Source organism: Streptomyces tibetensis, from assembly GCF_007655005.1.
Lineage (GTDB): Bacteria > Actinomycetota > Actinomycetes > Streptomycetales > Streptomycetaceae > Streptomyces > Streptomyces tibetensis.
This window is the reverse complement of the sequence record NZ_SZVW01000002.1, coordinates 309071-324872: the sequence shown is the minus strand read 5'-3', so window position 1 is coordinate 324872 and position 15802 is coordinate 309071. Positions and strand designations below refer to the sequence as shown.

Annotated in this window: 11 protein-coding genes; 6 read left to right on the top strand and 5 right to left on the bottom strand. The window is 73.3% G+C overall.

Annotated features, from left to right (window positions below; translation table 11 throughout):
* Positions 1-245 precede the first annotated feature (245 nt).
* Positions 246-1592, top strand: a complete 1347-nt coding sequence (locus FDO69_RS03895) for a M14 family zinc carboxypeptidase (protein WP_104778210.1) — start codon at positions 246-248, stop codon at positions 1590-1592.
* A gap of 205 nt (positions 1593-1797) precedes the next feature.
* Here the strand turns inward: FDO69_RS03895 and FDO69_RS03890 are convergent, their stop codons facing one another.
* Positions 1798-3048: a M14 family zinc carboxypeptidase gene (locus FDO69_RS03890; protein ID WP_104778208.1), complete on the bottom strand. Its 1251-nt coding sequence runs from the start codon at positions 3046-3048 to the stop codon at positions 1798-1800.
* A gap of 56 nt (positions 3049-3104) precedes the next feature.
* Entirely contained in the window at positions 3105-4604 is a 1500-nt protein-coding gene (lpdA, locus tag FDO69_RS03885) for a dihydrolipoyl dehydrogenase (RefSeq protein WP_104778207.1), read from the bottom strand.
* 85 nt (positions 4605-4689) lie between these two features.
* Here lpdA and FDO69_RS03880 point away from each other — a divergent pair, with 85 nt between their 5' ends.
* Positions 4690-5640 carry a LysR family transcriptional regulator gene (locus FDO69_RS03880; RefSeq protein WP_104778205.1) on the top strand — a complete coding sequence of 317 codons (951 nt, stop codon included), beginning with the start codon at positions 4690-4692 and terminating at the stop codon, positions 5638-5640.
* A gap of 2 nt (positions 5641-5642) precedes the next feature.
* Here FDO69_RS03880 and treY read toward each other — a convergent pair whose 3' ends face one another.
* Both treY and glgX read right to left on the bottom strand, forming a co-directional pair.
* On the bottom strand, positions 5643-8012 hold the full coding sequence (gene treY / locus FDO69_RS03875; protein ID WP_104778203.1) for a malto-oligosyltrehalose synthase: 2370 nt from the start codon (positions 8010-8012) through the stop codon (positions 5643-5645).
* A gap of 106 nt (positions 8013-8118) precedes the next feature.
* A complete protein-coding gene (glgX, locus tag FDO69_RS03870) occupies positions 8119-10269 on the bottom strand; it encodes a glycogen debranching protein GlgX (protein ID WP_104778201.1) in 2151 nt (716 codons plus the stop codon).
* 179 nt (positions 10270-10448) lie between these two features.
* Between glgX and FDO69_RS03865 the strand changes: the two genes are divergently transcribed.
* The 4 genes from FDO69_RS03865 to FDO69_RS03850 all read left to right on the top strand — a co-directional run bounded on the left by FDO69_RS03865 (position 10449) and on the right by FDO69_RS03850 (position 14875).
* Complete coding sequence (locus FDO69_RS03865) at positions 10449-11294, top strand: Tat pathway signal sequence domain protein (RefSeq protein ID WP_104778199.1); 846 nt, start codon at positions 10449-10451, stop codon at positions 11292-11294.
* A 57-nt stretch (positions 11295-11351) separates the two neighbouring features.
* Positions 11352-12677, top strand: a complete 1326-nt coding sequence (locus tag FDO69_RS03860) for a copper amine oxidase (RefSeq protein WP_104778197.1) — start codon at positions 11352-11354, stop codon at positions 12675-12677.
* Positions 12678-12779: 102 nt separating this feature from the next.
* Complete coding sequence (locus FDO69_RS03855; RefSeq protein WP_037832048.1) at positions 12780-14021, top strand: SAV2148 family HEPN domain-containing protein; 1242 nt, start codon at positions 12780-12782, stop codon at positions 14019-14021.
* Between the two features lie 131 nt (positions 14022-14152).
* The gene (locus tag FDO69_RS03850) at positions 14153-14875 is read left to right on the top strand and encodes a 3'-5' exonuclease (RefSeq protein WP_104778196.1); all 723 of its coding nucleotides are present in this window, start codon (positions 14153-14155) and stop codon (positions 14873-14875) included.
* 54 nt (positions 14876-14929) lie between these two features.
* Here FDO69_RS03850 and FDO69_RS03845 read toward each other — a convergent pair whose 3' ends face one another.
* Positions 14930-15793, bottom strand: coding sequence for a phosphotransferase enzyme family protein (locus FDO69_RS03845; protein ID WP_104778195.1), 864 nt, complete (start codon positions 15791-15793; stop codon positions 14930-14932).
* Positions 15794-15802 lie beyond the last annotated feature (9 nt).

The window sequence follows — 15802 nt, the reverse complement described above, 5'->3', positions numbered from 1 at the left end:
GGCTGACCTTCCGGCTGTGGGCCGGATGATGTTCCGGCCGTCGGTCGACCGACCTTCCGGCTGTCGGCCGGCTGACCGGAAACGGAACCACGCCTCAGCTCTGGCCTGGGCCTTACCGAAAGCGCGTCCGGGGAAGGTGGCCGAAATCCCATCGCGGTCCGCGGTGTTGACGGTGTTGACGTACCCCTCGAGTCGTGACTGACTGTGCGTACACCATCTACACCTGGTGAACCGACGGCACCGCATTGGGGAGGTGTGCCCTGCCGCCCCTGCTGCGCTACCCGACCGTCGACGAACTGGGTGGCCGGGCCGCCGCCCTCGTCGCCCGCCACCCCCGTGACGCCCGGCTGCGCCGGGTCGGCACCTCCCGCGCGGGCACCCCCCTGTGGCTGCTCTCCGTGGGGCACGGCAACCGTCAGGCGCTGGTCGTGGCCGGCCCCCACGCCAACGAACCGGTGGGCGGCGCCACGGTGCTGCGACTGGCCGAGCGGGCCCTGGCCGACCCGCGGCTCACCGAGGGCGCCGACGCCACCTGGAACCTGCTGCTGTGCCTCGACCCGGACGGGTCGCGCCGCAACGAGGGCTGGCTGCCCGGCCCCTACACGCTCGGCCACTACATCCGGAACTTCTTCCGGCCCGGCTTCCTTGAGCAGCCCGAGTGGCTGCCCGACGGCGCGGCCGGCGCCGCCCTGCCGGAGACCCGGGCCCTGCTCGACCTCCAGGACGAACTGCGCCCCTTCCTGCAGTGCTCCCTGCACGGCGTCGACATCGGCGGCGGCTTCGTCGAGCTCACCCACGACCTGCCCGGCCTCGACCGGCGCCAGGCCCACGTCGCCGCCCGGCTCGGCATACCGCGCGAACTCGGCGCGTACGACGCCCTGTACTGGCCCGGCCTCGGGCCCGCCGTCTACCGGATCCCGCCGCCGCGCCGGGCCGATCTGGTCGCGGCCATGACGGAGGCCGCCGTCGAGTCCACGTGGTACCACCCCTACCGGCACGGCACCGTCACCGCGGTCGTCGAGGCGCCCATGTGGGGCGTGACGGCCGTGGCGGACGGCTCCCCGGCCACGGACCGGGACGCCGTGCTCCGGGCCGTCAGCCGCACCCTGCGCCACGACACGGGTCTCCTGCGGCAGCTCCTTGCCCGGATCCGGCCGCACCTCGCCACCGTGCCCGACGCGGCCCGCCTGCTCGCCCCGGTCGACGACTACCTCCTGGTCTGCCCCGGCCTCGCCGACGCCTGGGACCCCGACACCGGCGACGGTCCGGCCCATCCCCTCCCGCCCCTGAGCACCGCCCATCTGGTCGCCCTGCGCATCTCCGGGCGACGGCTCGCGCTGCGCACCGCGGGACTGCTGCACCAGCTCGTACGGGCCGCCGACCGTGACCCGGCCGGGGTGCTGCCGGAGCTGGACCTGCTGATCGACCAGTGGTGCGCCGAGTACCGCGACGGCTGCGGGGCGCGCTGGATACCGGTGGCCCGGCAAGCGGAGTACCAGGCCCGCGTGGTGCTCGCCACGTTCGAACTGGCCGGGCGGCACGCCCGCGCGTGCCCGGGCCCGGGCGAGCCGGTGCCGGTGCAGCAGGACTGAGCCGGTAGCCGTTCGACCGTGCCCGAGTGCCCGAGTGCCCGAGTGCCCGAGTGCCCGAGTGCCCGAGTGCCCGCGTGGCCGAGGGCCAAGTGCCCAGGGCGCCAAGATCCCGGCGTCGAGTGCCCGATGACAGGCGCCCGGCGCCCGGTGCCCGGGTGACCGAGTGACCGGGACGTCGCCGCCCCGCACGGCCGCCCCTACGACGCTACGACGCCCTCGCGCGCGCGTGCAGCGCCGCCGCGACGACCGTGCGGGACTGGTGCTCCACCTGATGCTCCAAGGGCACCCAGCGGGCGCGGAAGCGTTCCGCGAAGGCGTCGCTCCAGGACGAGACGAGCCCCTCGAGCTGCTTCGCCGCCTCGTCGTCGGCCCCGCGCAGCACGCGCAGCAGCATCGCCGCCGCCCGCAGCGGCACGCGGCGCGCGAACGCGTCCACGCTGCCGACGTACGCCCGGGTGAGGTCGGCGGGCGGGGTGTGCAGCAGGTCGGAGGCCAGCCCCGGCACCAGTTCGAGACCCCACCGGGCGGCCCGCAGCAGCGGGCCGTCCAGGTCCGCCAGCCGGGGCAGCGCATGGTCGAGCACCCGCGTGACCTCCAGGGCGTCCCGCTGCAGTCGGCGGGCCAGCAGGGCGATCGCCGCCGCCGGAGCCGGATGCGGAGCCGGGTCGTCCACCAGGTCGCTCGCCCACATCGGCACTTCGACCACCGCGGTCAGCCCCCCGTACCGGTGGGCGTGGTACCAGGTGCTGTGCCGCGCGTCGTCCGGCAGGCTCGGGTACGCCGGCCCGATCCCCGGCGCCGGCATGACGTGGACGCCCGGCCCGGACGCGGGCCAGCCGGCGGCGTCGGAGGCGCCGGTCTCCACCGGGATGTGCAGCTCGGCCGCCGACTTCGCGAACGGCTCCGCCAGGCCGGGCACGTCCCTCGTCAACTGCACCCAGCTGCCGCCCAGGTCCGTGCCGTGCAGGGTGACCTGAAGGTAGGGGCGCAGCTCGTCGATCACACCCGTCAGGGCCCGGGTCTCGGGTGGCAGCCGGTCCGGCGGCAGCAGGGACGGCGCCCACTCGGGCTGCTCCGGGCCGGCGGGCCGGAAGAACCCCAGGTGGTAGTCGAAGAGGCTGCGCGGCGCCGGCGTCACGTGCAGGCTCGCCCCGTCGGGGTCCGCGCACAACAGGAAGTGCCAGGAGACGCCGTCGCGCAACTCCCGCTGCTCCAGGACCCGCCGGGCGACCGCGAGCAGGGTGCAGGAGCCGGTCGGCTCGTTGGCGTGGGCGCCGGCGACCACCAGTACGGCACGGCGGGCACGGCCCACGGACAGCAGGTGCAGGGGCCTGCCCGCGCGTGAGGCACCCACCTGCCGCAGGGTGCACACACCGGGGCGCTGAGCGGTCAACGCCCGGGCAGCTGAGACCTGTTCGGTCACCGTCGGGTAGCGCAGCTCCGGCAGGACACTCACCCCCGTCACATCCGCCCGAGTTCGCCATCGCAGTACCCCACGGCCATGGTGCGGTGTCAAGGGCGCGACGGGGTGGTCTCCAGGGGGCGCCCGGAAGCGTGGCTCGCCGCCTCCTGCTGGTGCAGCCCTCGCCCCGCCAGGGTGAGGAACACCTCGCCGACCGCCTCGGACAGGGTCGGGTGCGGGTGGACGTGCCGGGCCACGTCGGACGGCTCGGCGTCCCAGCCGACGACCAGCTGGCTCTCGGCGATCATCTCCGACACGTGCGGACCCACCAGGTGCACGCCGAGCACCCGCCCGCCGGCCTCGGTCACGACCTTCACCATCCCGCCCTGCCCGTGCACCATGCCCTTCGCCACGGCCGTCAGCGGCATGGTGTTGGCCTCCACCTCGTAGCCCCGCGCGCGTGCCTCGGCCTCGCTCAGGCCGACGGCCGCCGTCTGCGGCGACGAGTACGTGACCCGGGGCACGGCCGCGTAGTCCACGGGCGCGGACGGCAGGCCCGCCAGCGTCTCGGCCGCCAGCAGCCCTTCCGCGAACGACGCGTGGGCCAGGCCGGGCGACGGCGGCGGCAACAGGTCGCCCACCACGTGGATGCCGGGCACAGCCGTCTCCAGCCGGTCCCAGTCGGCCGGTACGACGAACCCGCGCGCGTCCGTGGCGAGCCCCGCGGCGGCCACGTCCAGACCGTCGGTGACCGGGGCCCGCCCGACCGCCACCAGCAGCCGCTCGGCCTCCACCGTGAAGGTCTCGCCCCGGGCGGTGCGCACGCGGGCCCGCACCCCGTCGGCGAGGACCTCGGCATCCAGCAGGCGGGCTCCGGCCCGTACGTCGATGCCACGCTTCTTCAGACCCCGGGTCAGATGCCGGCTCACCTCCGCGTCCTCCAGCGGCACGATCCTGTCGGCCGCCTCGACCAGGGTGACCTCGGCGCCCAGGGAGCGGTGGAGCGAGGCGTACTCCACGCCGATCGCGCCGCCCCCGAGCACCAGCACGGACGCCGGGAGCCCGGGGGCGAAGAGGGCGTCGTCGCTCGTCACCACGCGCCGCCCGTCCGGCTCGAGCCCCGGGAGCGTGCGTGGCCGTGAGCCGGTGGCCAGAACCAGCCCGCGGCGCGCGGTGAGTTCACGGTCGCCGGGTTCGCCGCGGACCCCCGCGTGGCCGCCCGCCGCGCCCGGGCCCGTCACCCGCACCGAGCGCGGCCCTGTGAGCCGCGCGTTCCCCGCGAGCACCCGCACCCCCGCACGCGTCAGGTGGGCCTGAACACCCCGATGGTTGCGGGCCACGATGTCGTCGCGGGTGGCCACCAGGGCGGACCAGTCGACCGCGTCCACGGTCGCCTTCACACCCCAGCGTTCGCGGGCCTCGGCGATGCCGTCGACGAGTTCGGCCGCGTGCAGCATCGCCTTGCTGGGGATGCAGCCGCGGTGCAGGCACGTCCCGCCGACCTTGTCCCGCTCGACGAGCACGACCTCGAGGCCGAGGGCCGCGGCGCGCAGGGCGGTGCTGTAGCCGCCCGTGCCGCCGCCGATGACGATGACGTCCGGTGAGTCCATGGCCCCAGCCTCCGCCCGGCCCTTGCCATGCGTCCAAGGCAATGTTCTTGTGGAACCGATGCAGGGCGTTTATGGGGGAGGGGCCGTGAGCCTGCGCCAGATGGAGTACTTCCTGACGGTCGTCGAGGAGGCGTCCTTCACGCGCGCGGCGGAGCTCCTGCACGTCTCGCAGCCCGCGCTCTCCCACCAGGTCAAAGCTCTCGAACGGTCCGTGGGCGGAGCCCTCCTGGAGCGCCTGCCGCGGGGAGTGCGCCTGACACCGATGGGGCGCGCCTTCCGGCCGCACGCCGAGCTCGCCGTGCGCAGCGCGGCCCAGGCCCGCCGCGCGGCCCGCGCCACGGCCGGTGCCGAGGGCGGCGAGCTCCACATCGCCGCCGTCCACTCCGTGGCCGTCGGCGTCCTCCCGGACGTCTTCGCCCGCTGGCGCGCCGCTCACCCCCGCGTGCTGCTGCACCTCCACGAGTACGCCACCTCCGGGGCACTGGAGGAGCAGATCCTGCGCGGCACCGTGGATCTCGCCGTCGGCCCGGCGCCGGCCGACCCGCCGGGCCCCGTCGTACCGGTCGGCCAGGAGGAGATCGTTCTCGTGGTGCCCTTCGACGACCGCTTCGCGGGACGGACGACGGTCACGCTGCCGGAACTGGCCGACCGTCCCTGGGTGCGCTGCGCGATGGAGCCCGTCGTCCACGGAGAGCGTTTCCTCGACTGGGCGTGCGGCCGCGCGGGCTTCACCCCGCGCACCGCCGTGTTCACCGAGCACACCTCCACTGCGGTGCGGATGGCCGCTGCCGGGGTCGGCGTCTGCGCCGCGCCCGCCCACCTCGCCCGCGAGGCGGTCGGCGAAGGCTGCGTCGTCCTCACCCCCGACCCCGCCTGGAGGCGCACCCTGACGGTCTTCTCGCGCCTGCCGCCGACCGGCGCGGCGGAGAGGTTCGTCGACCTGCTGCGGACGTCCTGGCCGCGCCCGCGTGCCCCTCTGCCGGCGTTCGAGGACTGCCCGAAGGACGGCTCGGCCCGGTCGTCCGCGCTCGCCTGAACTCAGTCGCCCACCCTCTCCAGCAACGCCACCGGCAGCCCCTCGAACAGCTCCTCCAAGCGCGCGTGCCCCGAGAACTCGCGCCCCGGCTCCAGCACGTCCGCCCAGCGGCCCGGCGGCAGCGGCAGCCGTGTGTCCCGCCAGCCGCCGGCCTCCGCGAGCCGCAGGGACAGGCGGGTCACGGCCGTCAGCACCTCACCGGAGCGGACGAAGGCCAGGCAGTGCGCGGCCGCCGGTCCCTCCGCCGGCAACGCCATGTACGTCGCCGTGTCACCGAAGGCACCGGGCCGCCGGGCCCGCAGCCCCAGGGCCGCCTTCGTCACCGCCGCCTTCTCCCCGGAGGTGCCGCCGGACTCCGCGGGCGGGAAGTCCACCGCCCGCCGGTTGTCCGGGTCGACCAGCGCCCGGTACTCGGCCTCCGTGCCCTGGTAGACGTCCGGGACACCCGGCATCGTCAGCTGCACCAGGGCCGTGCCCAGCACGTTGGCCCGGACGTACGGCGCCAGCGACTCCCGGAACGCGGCGATCCGCTCGCCCGGCGCCCCGCAGGGCCCGGCCGCCACGAACCGCTCCACCGCCTTCTCGTACGGCGGCTCCTGCTCGGTCCAGCTCGTGTACAGGCCGGCCTCCCGCACGTGCTTCAGCAGCGCCCCCTGCACCCGCTCCCGCACCCCGGAGGCCGGCCCGAGCCCGAACACGGTCTGCCAGGCGGCCCACGCCAGCTGCGCGTCCGGCACGCCCTCCCCGGTGCGGGTCACCTCCGCGAGCACGTCCGCGAAGCGGTCCGGGCACTCGGTGAGCACGTGCAGCGCCGCGCGGACATCCGCGCTGCGCTTGGTGTCGTGCGTCGTGGCCACCGTCCCGGTGAGGGGCCAGTCGCGCTGCACGCGCGCGCAGTACGCGTGGAACTCCTCCGGCGACAGGGCGGGGGCGCCCGGGTTCCCGCCCACCTCGGTCGCCGACAGCAGCGGCACGTACCGGTAGAACGCCGTGTCCTCCACGGACTTGGCCCGCAGCGCCGAGGAGGTCTGCGCGAACCGTGTCCGGAACTCCAGGTGGGCGGGTTCGTCGCCGTACCGTCCCAGCACCAGGTCCCGCACCACGTCCACCGCACCGGCCTCCTCGGGCACGGCGAAGGCGTGCCGGGCCTCGGCGGCGGCCTCCTCGGTGACCACGGACGCCGCGTCGGAGGACTCGTAGGGCCGGTAGACCTCCATGCGGACCAGGAGCTCCTGGAGCGCGGTGCGCAGCGCCCAGGGGGCGCGGTCGCGCAGCGCCGGCTCCGGGGAGGTCGCGCACAGCCGGCTCGCCACCCGGGTGAGCCGGTCGGTCTCGGTCGCCAGCTCGTGCGTGAGGACCTTGTACGCCGCCCGGCGCACCGTCGCCTCCCACTGCCCGCCCCGGTCCGTCTGCGGGGCCGCGAAGCGCCGGTACCGCCCCAGCAGGTCCCCGAACCCGGCCGGGTCCGTGAACACCCCGTCCACGTGCCGCAGGGCGTCGTAGCCGGTGGTCCCCGCGACGGGCCAGGACGCCGGCAGCCGTTCGCCGTCGGCGAGGATCTTCTCCACGACCGTCCAGCGGCCCCCGGTCGCCTCGTGCAACCGCCGGAGGTAGCCGTCGGGGTCGGCGAGCCCGTCGGGGTGGTCGATGCGCAGCCCGTCGATCACGCCCTCGTGCAGCAGCCGGAGGATCTTGTCGTGGGTGGCCTCGAACACCTCCGGGTCCTCCACCCGCACCCCGATGAGCTCCGAGATGCTGAAGAACCGCCGGTAGTTGAGCTCGGTCCGGGCCAGCCGCCACCACACCGGCCGGTACCACTGCGCGTCCAGCAGATGCGGCAGCGGCAGGTCCTCGGTGCCCTCGCGCAGCGGCAGGACGTGGTCGTAGTAGCGCAGCACGTCACCGTCGACGCGCAGCTCGTCGAGCACCTCGCCCAGCGGCCCGCCCAGGACCGGCAGCAGCACCTGCCCGTCCTGCGCCTCCCAGTCGATGTCGAACCAGCGCGCGTACGGCGACTTCGGGCCCTCGCGCAGCACCTCCCACAGGGCCCGGTTGTGACGCGGGGCCATGGCCATGTGGTTGGGCACGATGTCCACCACCAGGCCGAGCCCGTGCTCGCGCGCGGTGCGCGCCAGCGCCCGCAGCCCCTCCTCGCCGCCCAGTTCCTCGCGCACGCGCGCGTGGTCGACGACGTCGTAGCCGTGCGTCGAGCCCGGCACCGCCTCCAGGACGGGGGACAGGTGCAGGTGCGAGACGCCGAGCGAGGCCAGGTACGGCACGACGGCCGCGGCTGCTCCGAAGGGGAACTCGGGCTGCAGCTGCAGCCGGTACGTGGCCGTGGGCACCACCGGGTCAAGTCGCTCAGGTGTCATGGAGACGTACGTACCCGCCCTGCCGCCGTTCGTGTCATCCCCCGCGCCAGGTGCGCCGCGCGTCGCCCGGACGAGTGGCTTTCCGGACGACGCGGGCGCCGGACGGTCACACGGGCCGCTGGAGCACCGTCATGCTCCGGTCCGTCAGGGTCAGCCGGTCCCCGGCCTGCACCTTGGCGCCGGTGTCCGAGGGCACACCGGCCGTGAGGGCGGTGTCGACCACGACCTCCCACTGCCGCCCGTGGTTGACCGGAACCACGAACTCCAGCGGCTTCGGCGAGGCGTTGAACATCAGCAGGAACGAGTCGTCGGTGATGCGCTCCCCGCGCGCCCCGGGCTCGGAGATCGCGTTGCCGTTCAGGAACACCGTCAGCGCCGACGCCTGCGCCGAGTCCCAGTCCCGCTGGGTCATCTCCCGGCCGTCCGGGGTGAACCAGGCGATGTCGGACAGGTCGTCGTGCGTGCCCTCCACGGGCCGTCCGTGGAAGAAGCGCCGGCGGCGCAAGACCGGGTGGTTGCGGCGCAGCCACACCATCGCGCGGGTGAAGGCCAGCAGCTCGGTGCTCGCGCCGTCCTCGCCGTCCTCGCCGCCCTCGCCGTCCTCGCCGCTCCGGGGCCATTCGACCCAGGAGATCTCGTTGTCCTGGCAGTAGGCGTTGTTGTTGCCGCCCTGGGTGCGGGCGAACTCGTCGCCGTGGCTGATCATGGGCACGCCCTGGGACAGCATCAGCGTCGCGATGAAGTTCCGCATCTGCCGCGCCCGCAGCCGCAGCACGTCCGGGTCGTCGGTCTCGCCCTCGGCCCCGCAGTTCCAGGACCGGTTGTGGCTCTCGCCGTCCCGGTTGTCCTCGCCGTTGGCCTCGTTGTGCTTGTCGTTGTAGGCCACCAGGTCGTGCAGGGGGAAGCCGTCGTGGCAGGTCACGAAGTTGATCGAGGCCAGCGGGCGGCGCCCGTCGTCCTGGTACAGGTCGGACGAGCCGGTCAGCCGTGAGGCGAACTCCGCGAGCGTGCGCTGCTCGCCCCGCCACAGGTCGCGCACGGTGTCCCGGTACTTGCCGTTCCACTCGGTCCACAGCGGCGGGAAGTTCCCCACCTGGTAGCCGCCCTCGCCCACGTCCCACGGCTCGGCGATCAGCTTCACCTGCGAGACCACCGGGTCCTGCTGCACCAGGTCGAAGAACGACGACAGCCGGTCCACCTCGTGGAACTGGCGGGCCAGCGTCGCCGCCAGGTCGAAGCGGAACCCGTCGACGTGCATGTCGGTGACCCAGTACCGCAGGGAGTCCATGATCAGCTGGAGCACGTGCGGGGACCGCATGAGCAGGGAGTTTCCCGTCCCTGTCGTGTCCATGTAGTAGCGGGGGTCGTCGGTCAGCCGGTAGTAACGCGAGTTGTCCAGGCCCTTGAAGGACAGGGTCGGGCCCAGGTGGTTGCCCTCGGCGGTGTGGTTGTAGACCACGTCGAGGATCACCTCGATCCCGGCCTCGTGCAGCGCCTTGACCGCCGACTTGAACTCCAGCACCTGCTGGCCCCGGTCCCCCCAGGAGGCGTAGGCGTTGTGCGGGGCGAAGAAGCCGATGGTGTTGTAGCCCCAGTAGTTGTTCAGGCCCATGTCGACCAGGCGGTGATCGTTCACGAACTGGTGTACGGGCATCAGCTCCAGGGCCGTGACCCCGAGCTCGGTGAGGTGCTCGATGATCGCCGGGTGCGCGAGGGCCGCGTAGGTGCCGCGCAGCTCCTCCGGGAGGCCGGGGTGGCGCATGGTGAGGCCCTTGACGTGGGCCTCGTAGATCACCGTGTGGTGGTACTCGGTGCGCGGGCGCCGGTCGTCGCCCCAGTCGAAGTAGGGGTTGACCACGACCGACGTCATCGTGTGCGGAGCCGAGTCGAGATCGTTGCGCCGGTCGGGATCGTCGAAGTGGTAGCCGTAGACCTCCTCGCCCCAGTCGATCGAACCGCTGATCGCACGCGCGTACGGGTCGAGCAGCAGTTTCGCGGAGTTGCAGCGCAGCCCGCGCTCCGGGGCGTACGGGCCGTGCACCCGGAACCCGTACCGCTGCCCCGGCATGATGCCGGGCACGTACGCGTGCCGCACGAAGGCGTCGCTCTCCCGGAGCTCGATCGCCGTCTCCGAGCCGTCGTCGTGCAGCAGACACAGCTCTACTCGGTCCGCGGCCTCCGTGAAGACCGCGAAGTTGGTACCGGCGCCGTCGTACGTGGCACCGAGTGGATACGCCTCGCCAGGCCAGACCTGCATGGATACGACTCTTTCAGGTGTGCGGCGCCGGTGGGGACGCCTTGGTCCCGAGTCTCCCCGAAAGTGAGGGAACCTCCTATGACTTATCTCCCTCTTACCGAGTGACCAGTGCATACGCGGTATGCCAAACCGATGGGGCAATCACATACTCCCGGGGCTTGGGGGAGTAGGGGGAAGACGTGCGCAACATAGTGCACCGCCACCTGGGCAAGATGGTGGCCGGTACCGCCATCGCGGTGGCCGGGACCGCCGTGATGGTGGCGGTGACCCTGCCGGGCACGGCGGGGGCGGACGACAACGGCACCCGGGCGGGGCGGTCCGTCCCGCAGGAGGCGGGAGCCGCGGGGACGGATGCCGCGGGGGCGGGCGCCGCGGGGGCGGGCGGCCGGGCCGTGGCGCCGGGTGTCGTCGAGGCGGCCCCTGCCGAAGGACAGCAGGGCGAGGGCCGTGACCCGCTGACCGACGACGAGCTGCGGCGGGTCGAGAAGATCGCCCTCAGCCGGGAACTGTTCCGCAGCAGCGAGAGCGTCGACGGGGAACGCGGTCCCGAGCGCCTCACCGTCGACCTCGCCGAACCGGAGGCCGACGAGGCCGGCAGGCCGGACGCGCCCCGGCGCGCCGACGTGACGTTCTACGACTACCGGGACGACACACTCGTCACCCGGACCGTGGATCTCGGCACCGGCAAGGTGGTGCACACCGACACCCAGCACGGCGTCCAGCCGCCGCTCAGCCGCGCCGAGAAGGCCGAGGCGGCCGGCCTCCTGATCGCCGACCCGCTCGGCTCGGGCCTGAAGGCCGACTACAAGGACGCCACCGGCAAGGCGCTCACCTCCCCGGACCAGCTCCAGCTCAGCGGAGCCGTCTACCGGGCCGCGCCGGGCGCCCAGCCCGCCGTGCTCGACACGTGCGGGGAGCACCGCTGCGTCCGGCTGTTCCCGAAGGTCAAGAACGGACCGTGGGTCGACGCCAGGTCGCTGGTGATCGACCTGAGCGCCCGCAAGGTCGCCCGGCTCGGCCACTGACCCGCCCGCTTCACTCACCGTCCACCTCGCTCCTCCTCGTCAGGGAGTCATCTCGTCATGCGCGTGAACAGCAACACCAAGGCCCGCATCCGCGCGGCCGTGGGCCTGACCGTGGCCGCGCTGGCCGCGGGCGCCACGGCCGGCGCGGGACCGGCCACCGCCCAGCCGAAGGCCGCCCCCGCCGCGCCGCCCGCCGCCGACTGCAGCGCCGCCTACCGCGTCGAGCAGAAGCTCTCCTCCGGCACCACCTGGCGGATGTGCTGGCGCTACGACGGCAAGGCCGGCCTCGTCCTGGAGAACATCTCGTACCAGCCGAAGGGGGAGGCCAAACCGATCAAAGTCCTCAACAGCGCCCGGCTCGGCCAGATCCACGTCCCCTACGACGACGGCTCGGTCGAGTACGACGACCTGACCGGCTTCGACTTCGCCCAGGGCCTGATGAACCTGGCGCCGGGCGAGTGCCCCGGCGGGGCCATCAAGACCGTCAAGGTCCCCGACTCCTGGAACGAGGACCCGAACGTCAAGGGTCTGTGCACCACCACCCGCTCCCGCGGCCACGCCTACCGCATGCAGGGCGACACCGCGAACAAGGTCTACCAGGCCGAGGGCAAGGACCTCCTCGTCTACACGGTGAACCAGGTCGGCTGGTACGAGTACATGACCGAGTGGCGCTTCCAGGACGACGGCACGATCACCATGAACGTCGGCGCCACCGGCAGCCTGTCCTTCGACGACTACGACGCCGGTGACGGCCGCGGCTGGCCCATCGGCAAGGGCGCGAGCGCGGCCAAGGCCACCAGCCACAGCCACAACGCCTTCTGGCGACTCGACTTCGCCCTGGACGGCTCCACCAAGAACCGCGTCGAGCAGTACGACTCCACCGTCACCGCGCCCGGCCGCGGCCAGCGCGCCCCCACCACCAAGACCACCCGCACCAAGGTGACCAAGGAACTGGCCGGGGACAGCAAGGCCTACCGCTGGTGGCGCATGGTCAGCGCGACCGGAAAGAACAAGGACGGACACGCGCGCTCCTACGAGATCGTCCCCGGGGTCACGACCAAGTACCCGGGTCGCAGCTACACCAAGCACGACCTGTACGTCACGCAGTACAACAAGTGCGAACTGTTCGCCAGCAACAACCCCGGCAACTGCGGGGCCGGGGCCGGGAAGTCCGTCGACAAGTGGGTGAACGGACAGGCCCTGACCCACCCGGTGGTCTGGATGAACGTCGGCTTCCACCACATAGCCCGGGACGAGGACCAGCAGCCGATGCCCGTCCACTGGCAGGGCTTCTCGATCGCCCCGCGTGACGTCACCGCCATGAATCCGCTCACTCCGGCCGAGCTCGCCTGGCAGAACGGGCACTGGAGGCCCCGGGGTTGAGAACTACCCTGCCCATCCGGCTGCACCGCCGACCGCTCCCGGAGTACCCTTCCTTGATCGTTGACAAGGGCAGTGTGCGGGGGAGCGGAAGGCGGTGCGTGGGTGGGCTCGGGAGGGCTGGAGCTGCCCCCTGGTGACGAGGGTCACGAGGGGAACTCCACAGACGTCCCGACCGGTGCCGTGTCCCTGGCGCGGCCGATGGACGCCACGGGCTCGATCGGCCCGGAACTGGACTGGGACGCCGACGCCTGGCGCGAGGTGCGCACCCGCGCCCAGCGGGCCGGCCGGGCCTACATCTGGCTGAACCTCGTCGAGCAGCGGCTGCGCGCGGTCGTCGCCGCCGTGCTGCGGCCCGTGTACGAACCCGTGCACGGCGAGGACTGGGTGGTGGCCGCCGCCGGACCGGCCGGCCAGGAGTGGGTGCAGCGCGCGGTGGCGGTCCGCGAGGTCAGCCGCCGCAAGGGCTATCTGCTCGACCCGGCCGACGACAACGTCCTGTCCTTCCTCACCCTGCCCCAGCTGCGCGAGCTGATGGTGCAGCACTGGCCCTGCTTCGAGCCGTACTTCGACGACCGCCGGGACGTCGAACTCGCCCTGGACGAGCTGGAGGTCACCCGCAACGTCGTCTCCCGCAACCGGGCCCTGTCCGAGGCCGTGCTCAACCAGGCCGAGCGGGCCTCGGCGCGGCTGCTGGAGATGCTCGGCGCGGGCGGTGACGTGCCCTCGGCGCGCCGGCTGCCGATCGACGCGGTCGAGGACCTGGTCGGTGACCGGTACGCCGACGTCGTCGCCGTCCACCCGGACCGGGTGCGGCTGATGCGGCAGTTCCCGGCCGAGGACATCTTCGGCGGGGCCCGCCGCCTCGACGCCATCGGCATCGGCCTCAACCTGCTCGTGCAGAACTTCTCCGGCCGGCGTCTGGTGCGGCTGGCGGAGTCCGGCTGCCGGGTCAGGCTGCTGTTCCTCAACCCGGCCTCCAGCGCGGTCAAGCGCCGCGAGCGCGAACTGGGCATCAAGCGGGGCGAACTCAGCCGGGCCGTCGAGATGAACATCCTGCACATGCGCCGCGTGCGTGCCCGGCTGCGCGACCCCGGGGCCTTCGAGATCCAGGTGTTCGACGAGACGCCCCGCTTCACGGCGTACCTGGTGGACGGCGACGGCGCCGACGGCATCGCGGTCGTGCAGAACTATCTGCGCCGCACCCGGGGCATGGAGGCGCCGGTGTTCGTGCTGCGCAACGGCAGCAAGGTGGTCAAGTCGGGCGAGATGGACGAAAGTGGCCTCTTCCCCACGTATCGCGAGGAGTTCGAGGTGATGTGGGCGGATTCGCGGCCGGTGTCATGAACTGCTCCCGGGTGCGGGGTGATTCCCCGGCCCGCCGCCGGGCATGAGCGGAACGCGATCCTCTGATTGTCAGTGGTGCATGCGAAGGTGGGGACCACTGGGGGAACGCACCACATGAAGGGGGACCGCCCATGGGCTGGCACCGGGAGCTGCTGGTCGGCTTCGACCTGGAGACGACGGGTACGGATCCGCGCGAGGCGCGCATCGTCACGGGGGCCGTGATCGAGGTCAGGGGCACAGAGCCGATCGGGCGCCGCGAGTGGCTGGCCGACCCGGGAGTGCCGATCCCCGAGGACGCGGTGGCGGTGCACGGCATCAGCAACGAGCGGGCGGCGGCCGAGGGCAGACCGGCCGACCAGGTGGCGGACGCCCTCGCCGACGTCCTCACCTCCTACTGGAGGACGGGCGTACCGGTCGTCGCGTACAACGCGGCCTTCGACCTCACCCTGCTCTCCGCGGAGTTGCGGCGCCACGGGCTGCCGTCCCTGCGGGACCGCCTGGGCGGCGTGGACCCGGCCCCGGTCATCGACCCGTACACCATCGACCGCTGGGTCGACCGCTACCGCCGCGGCAAACGCAACCTCGAAGCGGTCTGCGCCGAGTACGGCGTCGTCCTCGACACCGCCCACGACGCCATGGCCGACGCCTTGGCGGCGGCCCGCCTCGCCGGGGCGATAGCCGACCGCCACCCCAAGATCGCCATGCTCGGCCCGGCGGCGCTGCACCACCGCCAGATCGAGTGGTACGCCGAGTGGGCGGCGGACTTCCAGAGCTTCCTGCGCGGCAAGGGAGACCCCACCGCCTCGGTCGACGGGACATGGCCCCTGCGCGAGTGGGCGGACGAGCCGGTCTGAGGCGGCGGGCAGGCGGTCAAGGGGGGCAGGCGCCGGGCGGCCGGGTACCAGCGGTCAGAACGGATACCACCGCACCGTCTCGTCCCCGTCCCTGAGGGACCTCACCCGCCGCTCGAACTCGGCCAGCGCCTTGGGGTTGCTCGGCGCGTGCTGCGCGACCCACGCACAACTGGCCGTCTCCCGGGCGCCGCGCAGCACACCACAGCCCTCCCAGCCGCGTACGTCCCAGCCGTAGGTCCGCGTGAACGAGGCGTACGCCTCGTCCGGCAGCCCGTACCGGTCGTGCGACAGCGCCATCACCACGAGATCGTGCTCCCGCAGGTCCGCGGACACCGTCTCCAGGTCCACCAGCACGGGCCCGTCGGGTCCGACGTGCACATTGCGCGGCAGCGCGTCCCCGTGGATCGGCCCCGGCGGCAGATGCGGTGTGAGCGCGGCGGCCCGATCGGCGAACCCGTCGCGCCGCTCGCGCAGATACGCCGCGTCCGCGGGATCGATCGCATCCCCGGCGAGCCGCAGCCACCGCTCCACACCGCCCAGCAGATCGCGGGGCGGGAGGTCGAAGGGAGGAAGAGGCACGGCGTGCACGACCCGTAGCAGTTCGGCCAAGTCCCGCGGCTCGGCGGGCCGCACCGCGTCCGGCAGCCGGTGCCACACCGTCACCGGGTGCCCGTCGACCAGCAGCGCCTTCGGCTCGGCCGCCCGCACGGCCGGCACACCCGCCTCGGCGAGCCATACCGCGACGTCCAGTTCGCGGCGCGCCCGGTCGAGGAGTTCGGCGTCCCGGCCGACTTTGACGACCAGGTCACCGGCGGCGAACACCGCGTTCTCGCCCAGAGCGAGCAGCCGCGCCGCCCCGGCCGCACCGGGCAGCACCCCTGCCGCGTCCAGTACGTCCCGCGCCCGTGCCTCGTCCATCGTCCGCCT

Coding starts and splice junctions, on each gene's coding strand:
- FDO69_RS03845 (WP_104778195.1), bottom strand. CDS start 15,793: ATGGACGAGGCACGGGCGCGGGACGTACTGGACGCGGCAGGGGTGCTG.
- FDO69_RS03860 (WP_104778197.1), top strand. CDS start 11,352: ATGCGCGTGAACAGCAACACCAAGGCCCGCATCCGCGCGGCCGTGGGC.
- lpdA (WP_104778207.1), bottom strand. CDS start 4,604: ATGGACTCACCGGACGTCATCGTCATCGGCGGCGGCACGGGCGGCTAC.
- FDO69_RS03850 (WP_104778196.1), top strand. CDS start 14,153: ATGGGCTGGCACCGGGAGCTGCTGGTCGGCTTCGACCTGGAGACGACG.
- glgX (WP_104778201.1), bottom strand. CDS start 10,269: ATGCAGGTCTGGCCTGGCGAGGCGTATCCACTCGGTGCCACGTACGAC.
- treY (WP_104778203.1), bottom strand. CDS start 8,012: ATGACACCTGAGCGACTTGACCCGGTGGTGCCCACGGCCACGTACCGG.